The 22046-nt window shown below is 48.1% G+C and carries 14 protein-coding genes; 12 read left to right on the forward strand and 2 right to left on the reverse strand.

The window, feature by feature from the left end:
* Positions 1-150 precede the first annotated feature (150 nt).
* Both ASL11_RS18410 and ASL11_RS18415 read left to right on the forward strand, forming a co-directional pair.
* Positions 151-2316, forward strand: coding sequence for a GAF domain-containing sensor histidine kinase (locus ASL11_RS18410; protein WP_162261657.1), 2166 nt, complete (start codon positions 151-153; stop codon positions 2314-2316).
* A 37-nt stretch (positions 2317-2353) separates the two neighbouring features.
* Positions 2354-2995, forward strand: a complete 642-nt coding sequence (locus ASL11_RS18415; protein ID WP_056617830.1) for a response regulator transcription factor — start codon at positions 2354-2356, stop codon at positions 2993-2995.
* Positions 2996-3646: 651 nt separating this feature from the next.
* Here ASL11_RS18415 and ASL11_RS18420 read toward each other — a convergent pair.
* Together ASL11_RS18420 and ASL11_RS18425 are read right to left on the reverse strand one after the other, a co-directional pair.
* On the reverse strand, positions 3647-5296 hold the full coding sequence (locus ASL11_RS18420; RefSeq protein WP_056617832.1) for a hypothetical protein: 1650 nt from the start codon (positions 5294-5296) through the stop codon (positions 3647-3649).
* A gap of 39 nt (positions 5297-5335) precedes the next feature.
* Positions 5336-5722, reverse strand: coding sequence for a DUF4280 domain-containing protein (locus ASL11_RS18425; protein ID WP_056617835.1), 387 nt, complete (start codon positions 5720-5722; stop codon positions 5336-5338).
* A gap of 225 nt (positions 5723-5947) precedes the next feature.
* Here ASL11_RS18425 and ASL11_RS18430 point away from each other — a divergent pair, with 225 nt between their 5' ends.
* From ASL11_RS18430 to ASL11_RS18475, 10 genes are all read left to right on the forward strand, one after another.
* Complete coding sequence (locus tag ASL11_RS18430) at positions 5948-9370, forward strand: stalk domain-containing protein (RefSeq protein ID WP_056617837.1); 3423 nt, start codon at positions 5948-5950, stop codon at positions 9368-9370.
* Positions 9371-9386: 16 nt separating this feature from the next.
* On the forward strand, positions 9387-12155 hold the full coding sequence (locus ASL11_RS18435) for an adenylate/guanylate cyclase domain-containing protein (protein WP_056617840.1): 2769 nt from the start codon (positions 9387-9389) through the stop codon (positions 12153-12155).
* 52 nt (positions 12156-12207) lie between these two features.
* Entirely contained in the window at positions 12208-12711 is a 504-nt protein-coding gene (locus ASL11_RS18440) for a GNAT family N-acetyltransferase (protein ID WP_056617842.1), read from the forward strand.
* Positions 12712-12741: 30 nt separating this feature from the next.
* Positions 12742-15804, forward strand: a complete 3063-nt coding sequence (locus tag ASL11_RS18445) for an MFS transporter (RefSeq protein ID WP_056617845.1) — start codon at positions 12742-12744, stop codon at positions 15802-15804.
* Between the two features lie 12 nt (positions 15805-15816).
* A complete protein-coding gene (locus ASL11_RS18450; RefSeq protein ID WP_063795621.1) occupies positions 15817-16254 on the forward strand; it encodes an ATP-binding protein in 438 nt (145 codons plus the stop codon).
* Complete coding sequence (locus tag ASL11_RS18455; protein ID WP_056617847.1) at positions 16251-16586, forward strand: STAS domain-containing protein; 336 nt, start codon at positions 16251-16253, stop codon at positions 16584-16586. Before ASL11_RS18450 ends, ASL11_RS18455 begins: the two co-directional genes overlap by 4 nt.
* 36 nt (positions 16587-16622) lie before the next feature.
* On the forward strand, positions 16623-18056 hold the full coding sequence (locus tag ASL11_RS18460) for a PP2C family protein-serine/threonine phosphatase (protein ID WP_056617850.1): 1434 nt from the start codon (positions 16623-16625) through the stop codon (positions 18054-18056).
* Positions 18057-18187: 131 nt separating this feature from the next.
* Positions 18188-19213, forward strand: coding sequence for an eCIS core domain-containing protein (locus ASL11_RS37515; RefSeq protein ID WP_056617853.1), 1026 nt, complete (start codon positions 18188-18190; stop codon positions 19211-19213).
* Between the two features lie 43 nt (positions 19214-19256).
* The gene (locus ASL11_RS18470; RefSeq protein ID WP_056617856.1) at positions 19257-21371 is read left to right on the forward strand and encodes a hypothetical protein; all 2115 of its coding nucleotides are present in this window, start codon (positions 19257-19259) and stop codon (positions 21369-21371) included.
* Between the two features lie 14 nt (positions 21372-21385).
* Positions 21386-21907 (forward strand): YbjN domain-containing protein, encoded by a 522-nt coding sequence (locus tag ASL11_RS18475; protein ID WP_056617859.1) that lies wholly within the window; start codon positions 21386-21388, stop codon positions 21905-21907.
* Positions 21908-22046: the final 139 nt, after the last annotated feature.

The following is a 22046-nucleotide window of genomic DNA, read 5'->3' on the forward strand; positions in this document are numbered from 1 at the left end:
CATTGTATTCCTGGTTTTTGGGATATTTGCGGGTGCGATTTGGGAATCGACGGTCCGAGACGGGAAATTGCTTAATATCCATATTCAGCTAACGTTCCAGCAAGCTATAATACATACAGGCAAAGATTCATGAAGAAAGAATGGCGGTGTATGAAGATGTTACATCTGAGCAAAGCAGGTACTTCGAAAGTTGTTAACAATCGGCAAGTAGTGTGGTCGATGCGAATTGCACAGCTTTTTGTACTCAGCTTCAGTCTACTGACAGCTGCGTTATATGTAAGTTTGATTCCACAGTACTACAAAGTACTGGTAGGGAAATGTATCCTACAAGGCTGCGGTAATCTCGTTCCTGCCATGCCTTTGCCGGCAAATGGGTTTAGCTTGGAGCAATTTGGACTGTTATTCGTACTCATTGATGTTTTGTTTACATTCGTTTTTTATATGACATCGGCGATCGTGTTTTGGAAAGGTTTTCGTGAACCGATGGGGCTGGTGGCAGTCGTCGCAATGGTGTCTTTCGGATCAACATTTCCGTCGTTAGTCATGGCGGCATCCGTAGGAACTGGTTTTGTACATTATTGGTTCTTAGGTATCTCCATGCTAAGTTGGGTTTCCTTATCCTTATTTCTCTTACTATTTCCAAATGGCAAATTTGTGCCCAACTGGTCGCGTTTCGTTTTTGTTCTGATTATGATCGTGGATGTGATGACGCTCGTTTATGAGGGGGAGATGTGGGAAAAGTTTCATATCCCGGCCATATTCCAGCTTCTCTGGTATGGCTCATCCACGCTAATCTTGATCTATTCCCAAGTATATCGGTTTCGAAATAGGGCTACTGCTGCCGAGCGGCAACAGACGAAATGGGTTGTTTATGGAGCTTCCATTGGCATTGTTGGATTCATTGGCATGAGTGCGTTGTTTGATCCTAGTCTTAATGATGGAACAGCAATGACGTATGTATATTTGAACGGCGTATTGAATGCCTCCCTTACGGCTATTCCCATTACATTAATGTTCGCTGTGCTGCGGCAAAGACTGTGGAACATTGATCCGCTAGTCAAACGAACCCTGGTGTATGGATCTTTATCAGTTTGCATCGTGCTTATTTATACAGTGACTGTTTTTTATTTAAGCCGAGTATTTCAAACTCGGGATCATTATGTCGCTTCGTTACTGGCAACCGCGGTTGTGGCGGCAGCTTTCGCACCTCTGAAAGAATGGTTGCAGCGGCAAATAAATCGGCTAATGAAGGGCCGCCACGACGATCCTTACGCGGTGCTGCTTGAGCTAGGCAATCAGTTGATTCAACCTCAGGATCCTGATGCCATGCTGCATGCCGTTGTAAGAACGGTGAAGGATGCGCTGCGAATTCCCTATACGGCAATCTATACGGGGATCGGCGGACAGACGACATTAGTGGCTGCGGCTGGCAGCCTGCTATATGAACAACATGTCCTGCCGATTATTCATCGCGGGAAAGAAATGGGAACCCTGCACATTGCCAGCCGATCAGCGGGGGAAGGATTTACGGCGGAAGATAACAAATTTTTGGATGTTCTCCTTAGGCAAGCTGGTCCCATTGTGGAGAATTGGCATATGACGCAGGGGATGAAGCTGCTGGCACAAGACCTGCAGGAGTCAAGGGAAAAGCTGGTGCTAGCGCGAGAAGAAGAGCGCCTGTACATTCGTAATAATTTGCATGATGATTTGGCACCTAAGCTAGCTGCCCTTGCACTGAATGCGGCGACTGCTCAGATTTATGTCGAGAAACAGCCTAAAGTAGCGATTGAAATGCTGGGGGACTTGCGCAAAGTCATTCGCTCAACGGTGGAGGAGATTCGCACGCTGGTTCATGACCTGCGCCCCCCAACACTGGATGAGCTTGGGCTAATCGGGGCTATACAGGAACGGATTACCCTTCTGTCTAAGCCTGCGGTAATGCTTGCCGGGGAGAAGGGCGCTGAGGTGCTGGACATTCAATTGTATGCACCTGGGCCGCTGCCTGTACTTCCAGCTGCTGTTGAAGTAGCGGTGTATCGAATTGCCACGGAAGCTTTAGTTAATGTCGTGAAACACACCAATGCTACTTCCTGTACGGTAAGGCTGGAATTGTCCGAAACCGGTCAGCTTCAGGTGGAAATTAGAGATAATGGAGCAGACTTTGCTCCATTGCCAGTTCATCCAGTTGCTGAGGGGAAGAGCGGGATTGGGTTGGTTTCCATGCGGGAAAGGGCGGCTGAATTGGGGGGGCACTGTAACATTGACCGGCCTGCAGGCGGAGGGACCAGGGTTTTGGCGGTCATTCCCTTGTCTTGAACGTAGTTTAAATCGGTGTAGAGGAGAATGACAGACGATGAAAATAATGATTGCAGATGATCATCCGATATTTCGAAGTGGAGTCCGAAATTTGCTTCAAACCACGGAAGATTTGATCGTCGTGGGAGAAGCGGCGTCTGGAGATGAAGTTTTGAGGCTCGTGGAACAATGTCAGCCTGATTTGATATTAATGGACATTCGAATGCCAGGGCTCAATGGGATTGAAGCGACCCGGTTAGTCAAAGAGAAATATCCGCACATCCATGTGCTAATTCTCACCATGTTCCGCGACGACCAATCGGTTTTTACCGCTATGCGCGTTGGAGCCAAAGGCTATGTGCTTAAAGACGCTGACGAAATCGAGTTGCTTCAGTCTGTCCGCATAGTTGGTAATGGCGGCGCTGTATTCAGCTCCGATATTGCGGCACGCATGATGCATTTCTTCTCGGAACCGAGAACACTCAATCCCTCGGAACATCCGGCACTATCTGAACTGTCCAAGCGTGAAATGGAGATTCTGGAGCGGATTGCTGAAGGTCACACCAATGCCCAGATCGGCGCACGTCTAAATATCAGTGCCAAAACCGTTGCTAACTATGTTTCAATGATTTTGAATAAGCTGCAAGTTGAGGACCGCAATGAAGCGAGCAGGATCCTGCAAGATTTTCGTGAGGGTTAATAGAATAGTAAAGAAAAAGCCTCAGCCACGGAAAACCATGGCTAGAGGCCTTTATTTGGAAATATAAGAATTTACATGTTTTACATAGCAAATAGGCTATATTTCTAAATAAAGAGTGGAGTTAGTCGATAAAACCGACTAACTTGAACACGTCAGTGGCAATTGAAGTGGAGTTAGTCGATAAAACCGACTAACTCGAGCACGTCAGTGGCAATTGGAATGGAGTTAGTCGATAAAACCGACTAACTTGAGCACGTCAGTGGCAATTGAAGTGGAGTTAGTCGATAAAACCGACTAACTCGAGCACGTCAGTGGCAATTGTAATGGAGTTAGTCGATAAAACCGACTAACTCGAGCACGTCAGTGGCAATAGAAGTGGAGTTAGTCGATAAAACCGACTAACTCGAGCACGTCAGTGGCAATTGTAATGGAGTTAGTCGATAAAACCGACTAACTTGAGCACGTCAGTGGCAATTGTAATGGAGTTAGTCGATAAGACCGACTAACTTGAGCACGTCAGTGGCAATTGAAGTGGAGTTAGTTGATAAAACCGACTAACTCAAGCACGTCAGTGGCAATTGGAATGGAGTTAGTCGAAAGAATCGACTAACTCGTGTGCTACGCCTTGTCTTAACAGGTCAGCGTAGTCGTTTATTTCGTCGAACTCACCTGCAACAGGTGAGCTTCTTTGGTTCTATTGAAATGGGTGAAGGTGAACACATAATCACCCTTAAAGTAACTGTTCTTATACGCGCCAGCACCTGCGCCAACTTCCAATTCCATAATGCTGTAGCCTGCATCGTTTGGCTCGTTCAGCTTCTTGAACGTCTCGATGCTTGACTGTAACATCGCTAGAGGTTTCGAGCCCCAGATGCTAAGCGACGTAACCACCGCTTCCTTCGGGTTGGTCTTCGACGGCTCTACCAGCAGCGACAGCTGGTAGGCCGGGTAGCTTAGCAGCAGCTTCACGTTAGCTGCTGCTGAGGCAGCCCCCGCGCCTGCCGCATCGGCAGGCGGCGCAGCAACACCGGAGGCGTCTGCGACCGCCGCCTCCTGGCCCGCGAGCATGACGCTGTCATCCTGCAGCGTCACTTCCGCTGGTTTGCCCAGCAAGTCTTCGACTTTCTTGCTGGACAAACCGATGAAGCCCTGCAGGCTGACTGCGCCGCCTGCCCAGAAGCTCCGCAGCAGCGGCGCGCCGTCTGCGTCAAACAACGTGCCAAGGCCGTCATAGACGCTCGCCTTGAAATCCCCTTTGTAGACGAGTTTACCTAACTCGTCATACGCTTCCCCGGCGCCGGTCAGGGCGCCGCTCTGGAACGCGCCTTTGAGGCGCGGTACACCTTTTTCATCAAAAGAGGTGCCCTCGCCGTTATACAAACCTACAAGAAATTGACCTTTATACTTCATCATGCCGCTAGGGTAGAACTCCGTGCCTTCGCCTGAGTAGTTGCCATTTTTGAAGCCGCCTTCGTACAAGAGGATGCCCTTCGCATCAAAAAGCTTGCCAGCCCCATTATACAAACTTGCGGAGAATTCTCCTTCATATTGGGTGATTCCTCCCGAGGAGAAGAGCTTGCCAGCGCCATTATACATGCCGCCATTGAAGGCTCCTTCATAGAGCAAGTCACCGCTGGGTACATACAACTTGCCAACCCCGCCGAATTTGCCATTTTGAAACTCACCGGTATAGATGACTCGCTGTTTCTCATCGTAAAGCGCACCAGCGCCGTTATAGACATCGGCCGTGAAGGCGCCCTTATACATCAAGTGTCCTTGCTCATCGTAGAGGGCGCCGTTCCCATTCTTCAGACCTTTTTCATAATCGCCTTCGTACGCGAGAACGCCGTTGTCATGGTATAGCTTACCTTTACCAGAATAAAGACCATCTACCAGATCGCCAACATAGCGAGCTTCTTTTTTGTCTTTTTTGGGATCGGCAACAATTTTACCACTCCCGGAAAAGGTGCCCAGTTTAGGTGAGTTTTCCTGAAGTACGGGGACACGGTTAAGCCACTTGTTCACGATCGCAGGCGGGCGTATGAAGATGAAGTAAGCAAGAACGAGCAGGAATAATAGGATGAAAATAAGCAGTCGTTTGGAGATGTAGTAGGAGCCGATCAAAACGTAGTTTTTCAAAGAGGATTCACGCGTTTGCAACATGATTCGCATCATTTGTTGAAATTTAATAATCGCTAGCTTAGGCAGCCTTCCAACGGTCAGGATGGCCTTCATTATATGTCCGATGAAAGGTGCTACGATAGGCTTTAGCACTTTCTCAATCGTTTTAATCGGCTCCAATGCTCTCACTCCTTATTTCAATTGTAAAAAAGAAAGAATTTATGGGACCTGAATCGTCATCTGACCAGGCTGTTGAACGGAAATAACGCCGCCCCAGTTACACATGCATTTGGAGCTATTGTTAAGCGCGGGCATATTCGCGACAAGGACAGTTGGGGCTCCGGGTGCCCAAGGGGCTGCTGTGACGGGGATGCAAGGCATTGGGGTCAAAACACCAAAAGCCGCAGCGGTTGCTGCTGCCACCATCGGATTGGATGGGGAATTGCACATCCCAAACGGCAGTATATTCACCATCGGCTTATTATCCATAATGTTGGCAATTGGCATCGCAGTCATGACCATATTCGCAGGAAGCACCATTAACGAGCTGGGTGCAGCGCCGAACGTGCATTGCAGCATCGCACCGCCGCATACGATATTCCCCATAGTACAAGCCCCTTCCTTGAAATTATTTCCCGTGCAATAATTCGGCAAAATGTGCTTTCATCTTTCTTTTATACTACTAGAAAAGGTTATATGCGGCAATCTAATCCTATATTCGCTAGATTTCGCTATTTTTCTCCAAAGAATGGATGCGAGAGTGGTAGAGATATTGTACTATAAAGAGAGAGAAGTACGTGAGCGGAGGGGTTTGTTCTGAATGGTTTGAATATGGTGAAAATAGGGCTCGTAAGTCTACTTGCGACATCCTCAATCCTGACGGCAAGTACACGGGTGGAAGCTGCAGGGGTGAAGGTTTTGACCATGCAGGATGCGATTAAACAAGGGCTCCAGAAGAGTCCTCAGCTGCGCGATGCCAGAACGGATGTCCTGAAGAAAAGAATCGAGCTGGAACAAGCGCAGCATACGGTTAATAATGAGGAAGCCAAAGCTGCCGGATTATTCGCCAGGCCCCATAATTTAAGCCAGGATATTGGAACGCGAATGAAGGTGCCAGATGCCAGATCGCAGTTGTATTTGGCCCAGGAAACCTTGCGGCAGCAAGGGGATTTAGCTCGATATGAAATCGAGAAAAGTTATTTAACTGCCTATCAAGATGCGGTGGCTGAAGAACGTTCTCGCAAGAAAGTCGAGGAAGCGAAAATATCTGTCGACACGGTACAAAAGAAGCGGAAATTTGGTCTCGCAGATGCTACGGAACAGGACAAAGTGGACAAAGCGCTAGAGAAGGCAGCATCGGACTACAAACAAGCGCAATTGACGGCGAAGTCTAGTCGTTTGGCACTAGGTAAATTACTGCAGCTGGATATGGAAAATAAAGTGGAACTTTCGTTTCAGCCGGATTACGCGGATTTGAATGAGAAAATGCTCCCTACCTATCTAGCAATGGGGCAGAAGACAACAGTAAGCCTATTAAGAGATACGGAGGCTCGTCGTTTGGCGGATGAAAAGCTGAACACGACTCGTAATTTATATAGCAATAAATTTGGTCCAGCCCGCATGAGGGTGATGGACGGGTTATTTAAAGAGCAAGAAATCGATATGGAGCTTTTTCAAGCAAGCTATGATGAAACACTTGGGCGAGTGAAAGAGGATTGGCAGGGCTTTTTTATGCTGCTCGGGTTCATTCCGATTCCGAAGTCACTGCTGCAAGGTGAATTTGATGGGCTGCGCTATTTGGATGACCTGACGAATGCTTTACCACTTGCAACCATGGAGCAGAACAAGGCTCAGCTGCAGGAAAAAGAAAGCCGAAATGCTGTAATTGCAGCTGTACGGCAATCTTTCTTGGAGGCTAAGGGAGCGGAAGAAGCTTATGCGCAAGCATTGCGTGATAAGGATAATGCGGTATCCAATTTAGCGAAGGCGAACCAAAAGCTGAAGCTCAGCTTGATGAAATCAGAGGAGCTTCAAACCTATAAAGATGCGGTTGATCAGGCAGATCAACAAATTATGGCAGCGCAAATTGCCTATAAATTAGCACTTGGCAAGCTCGATCTTGGAACAGGTGGAGCGGTGAATCGTACGCTTCGAGAAGGGATTTTGCCGTATCGTGATCTCGATGATGGCTTGTCGCCGATGAAACCGCAGAAACCGAAAGCGCCATTGGGTACTTGGAAGCTGAAGCCTGCGGTTGGACAGTTGCTTAGCGATTTCAGCATAAATGTAAGCAAGAAACTGGGCGCAACGGACTACGCCATCTTTACCATAGACGGTAAACGCGTTGGGAAGCGGACGAAAATCAATAAGTCGTTGCGGAATTTAACGCTAAAATTCAGTCAAATTGATCAGCTTAAGGTCGTGCTCTATAAAAAAGGGGAAGTCATTCAGACGCTGCCGCTTGACGGAAAAGGAAGTACAGGGCAGTTAGTTGCAGCTAGCGCTGAGAACGGCGGGACTTCGGGAGACGCAAGCGGGAGTGCTGACGCGGACGGAAGCGCGGGGGCGAATGGACAAGCAGGAAGTGATGGCAGTACTGGAAACAATGGGAATAACGGAAACTCGGGAAATACGGGGAATAACGGTGGCAAAGGAAATACAGGTACCGGTGGCGCCAATGGTGCTGGCGGTGGAGATGGCTCTGCAAATGGACAGGCTGGCACTGGGAACGGTGAAGACTCTGACGGTGAGGATGAAGGCTTAGGAACGGTCATTATCGGCTCGTACAAAGTGAAGCTAGAAGCGTTGACGCCTGAAGCTTTTAATGCAGCAACCGCTACAATGGCGTCTTCGGGACAAGGGATGGTGTATCAATCGGATGCACCAGGCGCTCCTTGGGTAGGTATGGATGATGTGCTAGATCCTAATGCATTAACAGATCCACCAAGCTCCGCCGTTCTTTCCCAAAAAGCTGTGGATGCGATCAAGGTGACCGTTGAAATCAAGGAGCCAGGCACGATTGCTTCCCTTGAGACACCTGAGCAGCTTCAAGGGAAAATAGATATGCTAAAACAAGACATAGAGAAACTAGAAGCGGCCAAAACTACTGCCGTTGCTGCCATGAAGCTCAGCGAGATCGCAGATCTCGCGGTGCAGATCAAGGACGCGCAGGCCCAGCTAGGCATGTTGGAGGCGCTGCTCAAAGGCGACACCAAAGCCGCGCTCTCGCAGATGGCGCTCGTGAACAACCCGGACGCGCTGATCGCAGCGCTGTCCGAGGAATCATCGCCGGCCGAGCCGGGCGATGGCTCTACAGGCAATGGTGGCGACGGTACCCTAGCCACTGATGACGATGGCCAGGCCAGCGAGGATCAGCTGGCCTCCGAAGCCGCGCTCCAGCAGCAGAAGCTGGAGCAAGCCCTCGCCGCCGGCGATCCGGAAGCCGCTGCAGCCTTGCTGCAGCAGCTTCTCGCGACGCAGGCGCAGCTCGCGGATGCGGGGTCGGGCGCATCCGAGGGTCTGGCTTCGCTCGAAGCAGCGAAGCAGAAACTGCAGGCTGCGCTGAGCGCAGCGCAGGCGCAGCAGGACACGGAGCGGGTGGCGACGCTGACCCGCTCGATCGAGGCCGTCGACGCAGCGAAGCTGTCGACGCAGAAGGCCGCGCTGTTCGCGAAGCTGGACGCGGTACAGGCTTTGCTGGCGGAACTGCCAGCAAATGAGGACGTACAAGCGAAGCTGGAACAGCAGGTAGAGAAGCTGCTGGGTGAGCTTCAACAGCAGGAGAAGTTGAAGTACGCACCTGATGAGCTGCAGGAACTTGCAGCAGTAGCCGATAGCTTGGCGAGTATAACTTCTATCCCTGCTTCTGCTGACCTTGCTGAGGTTCCTGTCACGATTCAACCTCTTTCGGCAGAAAACGTGCTTTCTTCCAATATTTCTATCAAATTTGCCGCTCCGCCTGTTATAATAAATGGACAAGCCTATTTACCTATTAGATCCGTTTCGGAATCGTTTGGAGCGGCGGTAGATTGGGATCCGGAGAGCCTTACAGTCACGGTGAGCACGGAATATACAACCATTACAAGCTCTATTAATCAAGTTACGGCTTACATAGATGGACAGCCAGTCGTGATAGATGGACCATCCTTGCTGCTAGATGGTAGGACCTATGTGCCATTAAGATTCATTTCCGAGTCCTTAGGCCTAGGTGTCGACTGGAACGCAGCTATGCAAATCATTCAGATTACATATTAAGAGGAGATTACAAGCGATGAAGAAATCGATTGCGGCATTGCTGCTCGTCTTGCTGCTACTGGGTGCTGCAGGTACTTACCTGGGCACACACCAAGATAGCATCCAGCTGTGGCCATGGAAAAAAAGCATGCCTTTCGACGGATTATCGAAGGCCATCTCAGACTCGCAGAATAACTTATTCGTCATCGATAACGCCAAGAAAACGATACATAAACTGGATGCCCAAGGCATTCTTCAATTCTCCATTACGAGTGAAACGGGGAAGAATGGTGAAGTCTATCGTTTTAACGATATGGCGGTTGATGATCAGGGCTATTTATATACGATTCGTACGTTATTAGATCCCTATGGGATTGCTGTTAAATCCGAACAAATTGTGCGCTATAAACCAGATGGTGAGTTTGATCGCAGCCTATTCACTCAGGAATATGGCGACGCTCAGGTTAAGAGATATCGACTTGGCTCCTTGCGCAATGTGCAGGTACATGAGGGTAAGGTGTACTTTTTCAATGATGAAGTGAAGAAGTTATCTTTATACGAAACACCAGTTGGCAACAGTACAACCACTGAGCCTAAGTTAACGTATTCGATTACGCTCCCAGACAATAAATACGTGTCAGAAGCAGACGGATTTAAGCCAGGTGAAATTTATTATTCCACGCGAAGCGGTGAAATTTATCGTGCTTGGAGCGAAGGTCGATCCGAACTGGTTTATCCGCTGCCTGGGATAGATCGCACACGACGCAATTTCCCAGAGAGCTTCCACTTGGATCATCAGGGACGGTTGATTTTCATTGATTTTAACTCGCGTATGATTACAAGGCTGGATCCGAAACAACCTTATGTATTAGAGGGGATTGTTAACGACGAGAAGGCCAAAGCGAGTGGCGTGGAGCTTGCTTTTGACGCGACTACGAGCAGTATTGGTCCTGATGGCAGTCTTATTATCGTAGAGTCAGCTCAAATTAATCGCCGACTTCCCGATGGTACGATTACGCCTTCCTTAGTTGAAGCGGAATTTAGTCGGTCTGCTCAAAACCATGCAATCCTGGTATGGTCGATTGCCGTAGCATTCATTTTGCTAGTGCTATACGCCATCAAAATCATATTCGTTAACCTCCTGAAGAGACGCTTGCCGCTTATGGTGAAGCAAATCTTCATTCTCATTCCTGTCATTGCTTTCTCGATGATTCTTCTCTCTACCGTCATTTACAACAGTTTCTCCAAGAAAATGGAAGAAGAGACGTTTAGTGAGCTAATCTTACTTGCCAAAAACGGGCAAAACCTTGTTGATGGTGACAAATTGGAAAGCCTCACATCCCCTTTGGATTACGGAGGGACCACGTATCAATCTTTCCGCAAGAAGATTCAATCTGTTTTTGAAAACAATGCGCGGGATGATAATCAAGGCTTTTATAAGGCTGTATACAAATACGAAGATGGCGTCATTTATCGCATTCTAGAAGACGATGATGGCATGCATATGTTTAATCCTTTCCAACAAACGCCAGAGAACCAACAAGTAGTGCTGGAAGGTAAGACGGCAACAGGACAATGGGAGGATTTCTCTGGAGAATGGCGCTATGCCATTGCACCTATTTTTAATTCCTCGGGTAAAATTGTCGGTGTTTTCGAAACAAGTAAGAACTTAGACGGCTTGCTGAAGCATCGTCAATCGGTTCTAAATTCGATTATTCGCAATATCGCTTTTATCTCGATAGGTTTGCTGCTTGTGCTTGTGCTCATGACGTATGTTCTTCTATCTTCTATTTGGAAGCTTCGCAACAGTGTCGGTGAAATTGCGAAAGGGAACTGGGATACTGTCGTTAAAATTAATACACGGGATGAAGTGTCGGACCTGGGCGACAGTGTGAACATCATGGCTGCGCGTATTCGAGATTATATCACCAAGGTTGAGAATTTCAGTCAATCCTACTATCGATTCGTTCCGCAGCAGTTTCTGCGCTTCTTGAACAAAGAGAGCATTCTAGATGTCGAGCTTGGGGATCAAGTGGAGCAGCACATGTCCATTCTCATTTTTAACATCCGAGGATTTTATCAATTATCCAAGAGGCTGACGCCAGAAGAAAACTTTAATTTCGTCAATTCGTTTCTCAAACGATTCGGTCCGTATGTCCGCAAGCATGAAGGGCTTATGAATAAGTATTTGGGCGCAGGTTTTATGGCTTTATTCCCGAAACAGACAGATGAAGCGCTGCTCGCTTGTGTGGAGATGCGGAAGGAGCTAGATATCTACAACTCGCATAGATTGAGTGTAGGTTATTCACCGCTTGATTTCGGAATCGGTTTACATAAAGGACCTCTCCGCCTTGGCATTATTGGGGAGGAACAACGTTTGGAAGGCAATGTTATCTCTGACGGAGTGAACCTAGCGACCATGCTGGAGAAGATGACGGAGCCGCTAGGATCATCCATTCTGATCACAGATTCCGTGGTAAAGACCCTGGAAAAGCCGAAGGATTTCCTCTATCGAGATCTTGGTTTAATTCAAGTGGATGGTGTGAAAGAGCCTCTTCACTTGTTCGATGTTTATCAAGGTGATGCAGAAACGATCCGTGCTTTGAAAGAGAAGACGAAAGCCTTGTTCGAGCAAGCTGTTACGTATTATCAGGTTGGACGGTTCTACGATGCACGTGAAGCGTTCTTGATGGTTATTAAACAGAATCGTCAAGATAAAGCGGCCCAATTGTATTTCTATATGTGCGATGAATATTTCCAAAAAGGTACGACTGGTGAATGGAATGGTACATTATCCGTTTCTTAAGATGATGCTTACAAAGCTAGTTTTCTGACGAAAACTTTAAGGAGATTGTGAGATGCAAGTAAGTAATTGGACTGTGCATGAATTAACCAATGAGAAAGATGCGTTACGGATTACAGATTTCTATCTATCACCTGTTTCTTTCGATGATCAACGCCATACACCAGGTGAGTTGGAACATTTCCGTCATGCACCAATGCTTAGTTTAACTCAGCGCAATCACCGGCATTGGTATATAGAGAATGAGACGGGTGATATTATCGCCGTGACGAGTTGCAAAGAAAATGAGCACCAATCCGGCGGATTTCTCTGGGATTACTTAGCTGTTCACCGCGAATATCGACGACATGGATTTGCAAAGGTGTTATTTCAAGCGCTAGAAACGTTTGCCCGTTCTGCAGAAGGACGTTACATTTTGACATACACGTGTGATTTACCGGAATACCTCCCCATTCAAAAGATGTTCAAAGCTAATGGTTTCGAACTCATTGGTACATATCCGAATTATTATTATGAAGGTGAAGCTAGACTAGCGTTTTATAAACCACTGTCCCCTTGACAGATAGACTAATAGATTGGACCTGATGATATGCAAGGAACCTTAAAAGGGTGGATAGGGCTGCGCACAGAAGACAGTCGTAAGCTTTGGATGATGCTGCCGATCTTTTACTTTAGCGGAATTGCGGAATCCTTAAATTACACGGCGTTCATGGCACTTTTTAATCAGCGCTTCGGCGTGCAATATTTGCCCTATATTTATATGGTTGAAGCTGCTATCATGCCGCTCGAAGGCTGGCTCTTAGCCAAACTGGCGAACCGACTCCCGAAGGCTAAGATGATGACGACGCTCTATCTTATTATGATAGGACTTCTCTTCCTGAATGGTGTTGTGCTCCTGGGATTTAAGCTGGGCGGCATCGACTATCGCTACTACTATCCAATTCTGTTTCTCTCTTCTAACTTTGTTGTAAGGCAGCTAACCTTGCTCTTGTGGAGTACAGCGTTTGACTTGTGTCCTACTCAACAGGCGAAGCGACTAATGCCCGTTTTTATCGCTGCTACAACGACGGGTGGCATTACCGCAGGCTTGTTGGCCCATCAGCTTGGCAAACTACTTGGCACGGAAGCCGTGTATGCACTCGCGCCAATTCTTATGGTGTTCGGTTTCGTCTTCTTCCGAAGGGCACTCATGCGGTATTTAGTTCCGCTAACCCTGAAGGAAGATAAGAGACTGAATAGGGCCCAGCCTGTCTCCCTCACTGATGAAGAAGCGAAACAGCCAACTTCGGGCTACTATGCGAAGCAGATGCTGCGAAGTCCCTTCCTCCTGTGTGCGGTTGCTCTAATGACATTGATGCCGGCTGTTTATTTTATGATGGAGTATCAATATTTCACGGCTGCTGAATATAAGTTCTCTAATGAGGGAGATTTGACCTCGTTTTATGGCTTAATCACAGCGATTCAATTTACGTTCTGCTTATTGCTACAAACGGTATCTACGCGCTTAATGAACTGGTTAGGCGCCAGTAATATATTATTAGGCATCACGATCATCTTCTTCGGCGGCTTTGGCCTCACAGCATTATTCATGAATCAGTCGCTCGGATTGGTCATGGTTTCCGGATCATATGCGGTGTTTTATATTTTGCTGTACTACATTGCAGAGCCTTGTTATCAGCTTTTCTTCAAAATGATGCCAATCTCCAAACGGGATGGCTATCGTTATTTCGCGCAAGGGGTTGCAGCTTCTGGCGGTATTCTCATTGGCTCGCTCTTCTCTATGCTGTACTCGTTTGGTCTCCTTCAATTATCGCCTCTGGCATGGCTAGGCGTGGTGATTGCAGGAATTCTAGTCGTTGTAGCTTGGTTCGGCCGCCATTTGTATATTCGTGAATTGGTCAAAAGTGTTCAATCCCTACACGGTGACTTATCCGAAATTGCGAGCTCTTTTATCGGGGGCATTCGCAGCTCCAAAGCGTTATCGGCTATTCTAGCCTATCTGAAGCATCCGAATGATTACGTGCGAGAACTAGCTCTAGAAATTATTGGTAAAGCCAAAGATTCCGCGTTCTTGCCGCATTTGATCCAAATGATTGGGGAAGAGAGCTCGCGGATTCGCATTGCGGTATTACGTGCGATGAATTTGCAGGGCGCCACGATTCAAGACCTCGTGCAGGTCGCATCCTTCCTGGAGGATGAGGATCCAGAGGTTCGCGCTGAGTGCGTGAAGTTGATTTCAAAGGCTTCGCATCTGAAAAGTCAGTCCCATTTCTTTATCCGTGTAAAGCTGTTGGATACGCATCCGAAGGTCGTACATGAGGGCGTCAAAGCCCTGTACGCCCTAGAAAGTGAAGAAAGCTACGCGGCTTGTGACGAGGCCATTATCAAAATGCTAGATACCGGCGGCGAATGGGCCGTATATGGCTGCCATACCGTAGCTGATTTGAAACTGAATACTTACACGGCTTGGGTCGTTTCGTTACTCGATGAGGAGCGTCCTGCTGTGAAGGTAGCAGCTGCGAATTGTATCGGTAAGCTTCAGCATGTGGAAAGCATCCCAATGATGCTAGGTATGGTGTCTATGGCAGATCAGGAGCTGCGCAAAGCCATTCTGCAAGCTTTTGTGGATATGGGTGATAAAGCACTTCCGATCTTGCTGGAGTATAGTCACCATCCAAATCCATTCATTTGGAATGCTGTTGTAACCACACTCGCTGAGCTATTGGATGAAGGTAGACTGCATTCACTGCTCGTTGAACTGTGTGCGCAGCGTCTGCAAGCATCAACGCAAGAGCGTGCATTGCCTGCTGCGTTAGAGAAGCTTGGCCTGACAGGATTAGCGGAATTGGCGAAGGAACGATGTGGAGAGCTGCATGAGGCACTCATTGATGGAGCATGGTCAGTCATGGCAAAACTCGTCGATGAGCGAATCATTATGACGCTGCGTGAAGCCATTCAAGACGAGAACATTGAACTTCGTGAGAATGGTTTAGAGGTCCTTGCGGAGGGGCTCGGCGATCGTAAATTGGCCTATGCGTTGTTAGACCAGTTAAAGCAACAAGGTGTAACAGATGTCATGGAGGAAATACAGCCGCTGGGGCTGCTGCAAGAAGCTACAACATGGTCAGATAGCTGGCTCAAGGATATTTCCATCTACGCACTAAGCGCATTGGAGCGTGCAGATATGAAAGAAGACCGTAAATTTCTAACAATGCTGGATAAAGTAATTTTCTTGAAGCAAGTCAGCTTATTCGCGGATTTGTCAGTTGATGAATTAGGGTTAATTGCGGGGATTGCGACGGAAGAAGTGCACGAGGATTTAACTTACTTATTGCGGCGGGGAGAATCGAACGCTGCCATGTATCTCCTTATTGAAGGGCATGTTGAATTAAGCAATGAGACGGGTGTCGGTGAGACATCGACGATTGGCGTTTTGGGACCTAAGCAAGCGGTTGGTGAAACGACTGCGTTAGATGGCTCCCCGTCATCGGTTACTGCACAGGTCATTTTTGATGAGGTACGTGTCCTTACCTTACAAGGGGAGAGCTTGTCTCGCTTAGTGAGATTATATCCGGAGATAGGGATCGGGATGCTTCACGCATCAAGTGCAAGAGTACGATTGCTTGAAAACATGCTGTTGAAAATGTCGTAGGAGTGATCGTCCTTGGGTATTGAGTCCATCGTATTGCGCAACGATTTACAAGAGCTAGAGCGTCTAGCAGCCTTTATCCAAGGCATATCAGGGTCCCTCGGCATAGATGAGAAGTCTCTGTTTCAAATCAATTTGGTCTGCGATGAGCTCATAACAAACATTATTTTATATGGCTACCCATCTGCTCCTTATGGGATGCATACGATTCGCCTCGATGTTGGACAAACGCCCGATGGTTGGGAGCTTTGTCTGAGAGATCAGGGAATTCCTTTTAATCCACTGCTCAAATCCAGCCCTCGTACCGACCAGAGCATCGAAGAGCGCGGGATCGGCGGGCTGGGTATCCATTTTGTCAGGCAAGTTATGGACGAACTTCAGTATGAGCGTTTGAATGGGGAGAATGTACTACTAATGAGAAAAAAACGAATTCAAGAGGAGGGTGTTTCATGACTATTACCGAGCAGTTGCAAGGTGACGTTGTGCTAGTGAGCTTACAGGGCAGATTGGATGGTAATACATCCGCAAGCTTGGAATCGGCATTTGCTAAGCTGGTGGAGCAAGGTAAAGGCAAGTTCGTATTTAATCTGCAAGGGCTTGATTATGTCAGCAGTGCAGGACTAAGAAGCTTGCTATCCGCTGCCAAAATGGTCAAAGTCATTCAAGGCAAGCTTGCGCTAGCTCGTATGAATGACCAAGTGAAGGAAGTTTTTGATATGTCGGGCTTTAGCAGCATTTTCAAGCTATATGAGACGGAAGATGAAGCGGTTAACGCCATTAAATAAAGGCTAAGTACATGTGATACAAAGGAGCTGAGCTGGATGGAGATAGTCGTAGGCGTGCTTGTTATCCTGTGTCTTGTGGCTGTCATCCAGTTGCAGTTTGGCCATCGAAAGCGGCAAGCAGCAGAGCTGGAGCTGGAGCGGACGATGCAGCTTTTTGATGTGAGCCTGGAAGTGAATTCAACGATTCGCAAACAGGATTTGCTTGTCAAAATCATGGAAACCTCTTCCCGCATCATGAACGCGGAGGCTTCGTCCGTTATTTTGGTCGATGAGGAGAAGGGCGAACTGTTTTTCGATCTTGCACTTGGAGCCAAAGGAGATGAGGTGCGTGAAATCCGCCTCAAGATCGGCGAAGGTATCGCAGGCTGGGTCGCTCAGACAGGGAAGTCGGTCAAGATTGATGATGCTGCACGAGATGAACGCTGGTCGTCCAAGGTCGCGAAGCGCGTCGATTATCCAACCCGCAACATGCTCTGTGTTCCTCTCGTCAGCAAGGGGAAGATCATTGGCGTGTTGCAGGTGTTGAACAAAAGGGGCGATGCACCGTTCACGGAACGAGACTTGCAGTTGCTGGAATCGATCGCTTCGCCAACAGCTGCTTCGCTAGAAAATGCCATGCTGTACGATGCACTCGAGAAGTCGGTACATGCATTGAAAGTTACGACGGCAGCTAAGGAACGTATGGAAAGTGAACTGCGTATCGCAACGGATATTCAGATGGGGTTTCTTCCTCGTAAAAGCTTAAGTCTAGAGGTTCGTGCTGCGGATACTGAGGGTGGAATCGTTGGCGATGAGAGGCTTCTTAGTGCCCAAGCGGATGCTCAGGCAATCATTCGACCCGCACGCGAGGTAGGCGGTGACTTCTATGATTATTTTCGTATCGACGAGAATCGTTTGTTTTTCGTACTGGGTGATGTCTCTGATAAAGGAATTCCAGCCGCTTTATTCATGGCGGTGACAATGACACTGCTCAAAGGAAAGATGTCCGTGGCGTTGACGCCAGGTGAGTTGCTGACGGCTGTCAATCAAGAGCTCTATAAGGATGACTCAACCATGTTTGCGACGATATTTTGCGGCGTATTGAACGTAGTGACAGGCCAACTTTTGTATAGTGATGGTGGTCATTGTCCGCCTTACATTGTGAGAGCTAACGGTGAAGTTGAGCTGCTGAAAGGGAAAAAAGGACTCCCTCTTGGCGTTATGGACGATATGTTATATATGGATAATGAGGTTACGTTAGATCTAGGAGATCGCATTATCGTGTTTACGGATGGCATTACGGAGGCTGAAGATCAACTTCAGAACCAATATGGCTTTGTTCGACTAAAGGATGTATTGGTAAAGGAGCAGGCAAGTAAGCCTGACCAATTGCTAAGTCATATGGTGCAAGATGTTGATTTGTTCGCAGATGGTGCCGTGCAATCCGATGATATTGCTGTGCTCATCATAGATCGCTATTCAATCAAATAGTAAACTCCGCTTCATAGCGTTGTGATATAGTTAATTGACAGACTTCTTGCTACTAACGGAACGGACATGTAGAAGTGCAAATCAGGGTTGAATAAATGCATCCATCAAAAGCTCGCTAGGAGGGTTATGCCATGCAAAAATCCCATATTAACCGGCAACCAGATTCTTCTTTGCATACGAATCATAAAAGTAAAAGCAATTCTCCCGTATCCTCCGATCTGATGAACATTCAACGTGCTATCGGCAATCGCGCTGTGGGAAATATGTTGAATATTCAGACCAAAATGACGGTTGGTCCAGCTGGTGATACGTATGAGCAGGAAGCGGATCAGATGGGGAAACAAGCAGCGGACCATATTGCTGCTTCGGAGAGCAGTGGCGCTTCAAAGCCAGATGTCCAGCGCTCAGAAGGCGGCGAGTCGGAAGATGAGGAGTTGCAGATGAAGCCATCATCAGAGTCGATTCAGCGCTCAGAGGGCGGCGAGTCGGAAGAAGAGGAGCTGCAGATGAAGGCATCAACAGAGTCGATCCAGCGCTCAGAAGGTCCCGAGTCGGAAGAAGAGGAGTTGCAGATGAAGCCATCATCAGAGTCGATTCAGCGCTCAGAGGGCGGCGAGTCGGAAGAAGAGGAGCTGCAGATGAAGCCATCATCAGAGTCGATTCAGCGCTCAGAGGGCGGCGAGTCGGAAGATGAGGAACTGCAGATGAAGCCATCATCAGAGTCAATCCAGCGCTCAGAAGGCAGCGAGTCGGAAGATGAGGAACTGCAGATGAAGCCATCATCAGAGTCCATTCAGCGCTCAGAAGGCGGCGAGTCGGAAGATGAAGAGCTGCAAATGAAGTCATCGTCCGAAGGCGGCTTTGAAGCTGGCGAAGGGATTGAGTCGCAGATTAAGGCGAAACAAGGCAGCGGCAGCAAAATGGATTCAAGCATTCAAGCGAAGATGGAGTCGGCGTTCAAAACTGATTTCAGCAACGTAAATATACATAATGATTCAGAGTCATCAAAGATTAATAGATCTTTAGGTGCGGAAGCTTTTGCTACGGGAAATGATGTGTTCTTCAGGGAAGGCCGATACAATCCAGATTCACGCGAGGGGCAAGAACTGCTTGGTCATGAATTAACCCATGTTGTTCAACAGCGAGGCGGTAAGTAAAGCAATCTAGCAAGAATACATAACATGAAGGAGCTTGGTAGAGATGCCCCAAGGAAGACAAGGCCAGACCAAACCAGTGAGCCCCTCGCATCAGCAATCGCAGCAATCGCTATCGGCTCCGACAAGTACGAGTGCCACGCAAATGTCACCTATGGGGACAAACGTCTTTATGCAGATGCAGCGTACGGTCGGTAACCGTGCAACACAGGCTTACGCGAATCAGCTCATTCAGCGTAATAATTCAGGACAAGCAGCAACAGTGGCACCTCCCCCAGTGACGTTTCATCGAGCGAGAGCAACAGGACTTGCTCCGGCACCAGCGTCAACGGTAGCGCCAACGACGCAGGTAGCACCGCAAAGCGCAGCGCCAGCTCCGCCTGTGACGTTTCATAGAGGAAGAGCAACGGGCGGCGCACCAGCACCAGCGTCGCAGGTAGCACCACCGACCTTAACGCGAACTGCAGGGACGGTCGCTCCGCCGGGAGCGGCTACAGTAGCACCAACGTCGCAGGTAGCACCACCGACCTTAACGCGAACTGCAGGGACGGTCGCTCCGCCGGGAACGGCTACAGTGGCACCAGCGTCGCAGGTAGCACCGCCGACCTTAACGCGAACTGCAGGGACGGTCGCTCCGCCGGGAGCGGCTACAGTGGCACCAGCGTCGCAGGTAGCACCGCCGACCTTAACCCGAACTGCAGGAACCGCAGCTCCAACGGTAGTGGCTTCTGCCTCTACGATGCATCCTACGGGTGACGATACGAAGGATAATGCAGACATGACAGCTGGGGTTGGCGGAGCGTTCTCCGACAGCTTCGGTAAACGTTCAGATGATTTGAAAGACTCCTACGATAAAACGAAGGATGCTGGAACAGCGCAACAGTCAGCTACCATGGGGGCCGTAGCTTCTACAGCAGATCTTGTGAGCGGGCCGTTTCAGATCATGAGTGCGATCAGAGAAACAATTACTGCTTCTCGTGAGCGACAGGGTCATGATAAACGTTTTCAGTATGCAGGTACAGGATCGACTATGATTGAAGCAGGCGGTAAAATGGTCAGTGGATCGGCTGGCCTCGTTGATAAAGCTGCCAAATCCACGGGTAAAGAAGATGGTGTTGGGGCTTCCTCATCCGTCAGTGACTACTCAGGGACAGTGGCCGAAGCGATCTCCGCAGTTAAGAATACAATTATGGCCGTTAAAGCGATTTATGATATGTATAAAAAGAGTGTGGACAATGGTGGTCTTGATAAAGGGGAAAAAGCTAGAGGAGTTATCGAGATCATTAGTAACGCGATCCAAGCTGCGCAATCCGGTATCAAAGTGGCCAAAGGCATCATGGATATCATGGAGACAAGTACAGCTAGCTTAACATCCGTTATACCAGGCGTAAGCATTGCCGTAAGCGGCGTGAAAATTGCCATCAAAACGGTTGATGTAATCAAAGCCGGCTTAAATCGTAGCGCCATGACCACAATGAAACGAGATTTTAAAGGCAAAGCCGGGAATGCCGATATTCTTAAAGAAAAACGTTGGTATACACGAAATGCAGGTGTAGACAAAGCGAAGCTGGCTACGAAGAAGGCGCAGTTAAACGCTGATATTGCGTCAGGTGATCCAGCCAAAGTAGCAGCAGCTAATCAGCAGCTCGATGAAATCGCTCAATATGAATTAGCGAAAGAAATGAAAAATATTAACGTGAAGCGAACAGATCGTGGAGCTATTCAAATCGGTCTTGAGCTCACCAAAATTGCGGCAGATATTGCTACGCTTACAGGGGTAGGAGCACAGGTGGGGATGCCACTGAAAATCGTTGCTTCAGGTATCGGCGCCGCTATGCCAATTGCTAGATCCTTGAAGCAAGCTGGGCGTGACCGCGCATCGAAAGCAGGCGCATGGGGAATTACTAAGGCAGTCTTCAATGCAGATAAATCAACCGAGAAGAAGCTGGAAAAGCGTGCGCACGACACAGATCTTATTTTTGATATGTTCGATAAGCTCCCAACGTTTGATCAACAGGATGCAGCCTGCGTCACACGTTACAAACAAGTAGAGAGCTTTGTAGAAGCAGCTGGTATCAGCATTCAAGCTTTGAATGAATTCAAGAGCAATCCAGCTAAGCTGAAAGGCGCCATTGTTGAAGCAATGGGCAAGAGAGAATAGGAGATTGAACCGATATGTTGACTGAGCTTGCACATGCGCGTCATTTGGCGCAATTAGGGCAATTGAAAGAGATTTTGGATGAAGCAGAGCTCGCCACGAATTTACTAGAGAAATCCGAGGCAATCCCGCTGCATGTGCTAATGGCAGGGTTTCAAGAGGATAGCCAAGGAAGGGATCGTTTCCTTCACTTTAGCTTTTTACCGTTGAATGATGACGAAATTGTTGCTATTCAACTTCTACAGATCTACAGCACACTGCCGTTTCATCTGCAAGCAGATGCCCGTGAAGATGTAGCCGCGCTCTTGCTCGAAATTAATACACGCTTGCCGATAGGTCACTTTGGCGTGAATGAAGAAGGCGAAATCCACTATCGTTATGTGTATAGCCTATCGGCTTCACGCACGTTCGAAAGTGATGAAGTGTTAGAGATTCTTACCCTGTTCGTATACATGTGTGATATGTTTGCAAACCATATTGAGCAGGTTGCGAGCGGTGAAGCGAAGGCAGAGCAGGTTATTCAGGCGTTAAGAGCATAGCAATGAATTGCAAAAAGACCCCCAAACCAGCAGATTGAACTGTGACCCTAATTGTGGACGTTTTAAAAGAAAGACCCCATGGCCTAATTAGGCCGCTAAAAGGTGACTTCTGAATTCATCAGGAGTCATCTTTTTTAAT

This window comes from Paenibacillus sp. Soil750, from assembly GCF_001428045.1.
Taxonomy (GTDB): domain Bacteria; phylum Bacillota; class Bacilli; order Paenibacillales; family NBRC-103111; genus Paenibacillus_E; species Paenibacillus_E allorhizoplanae.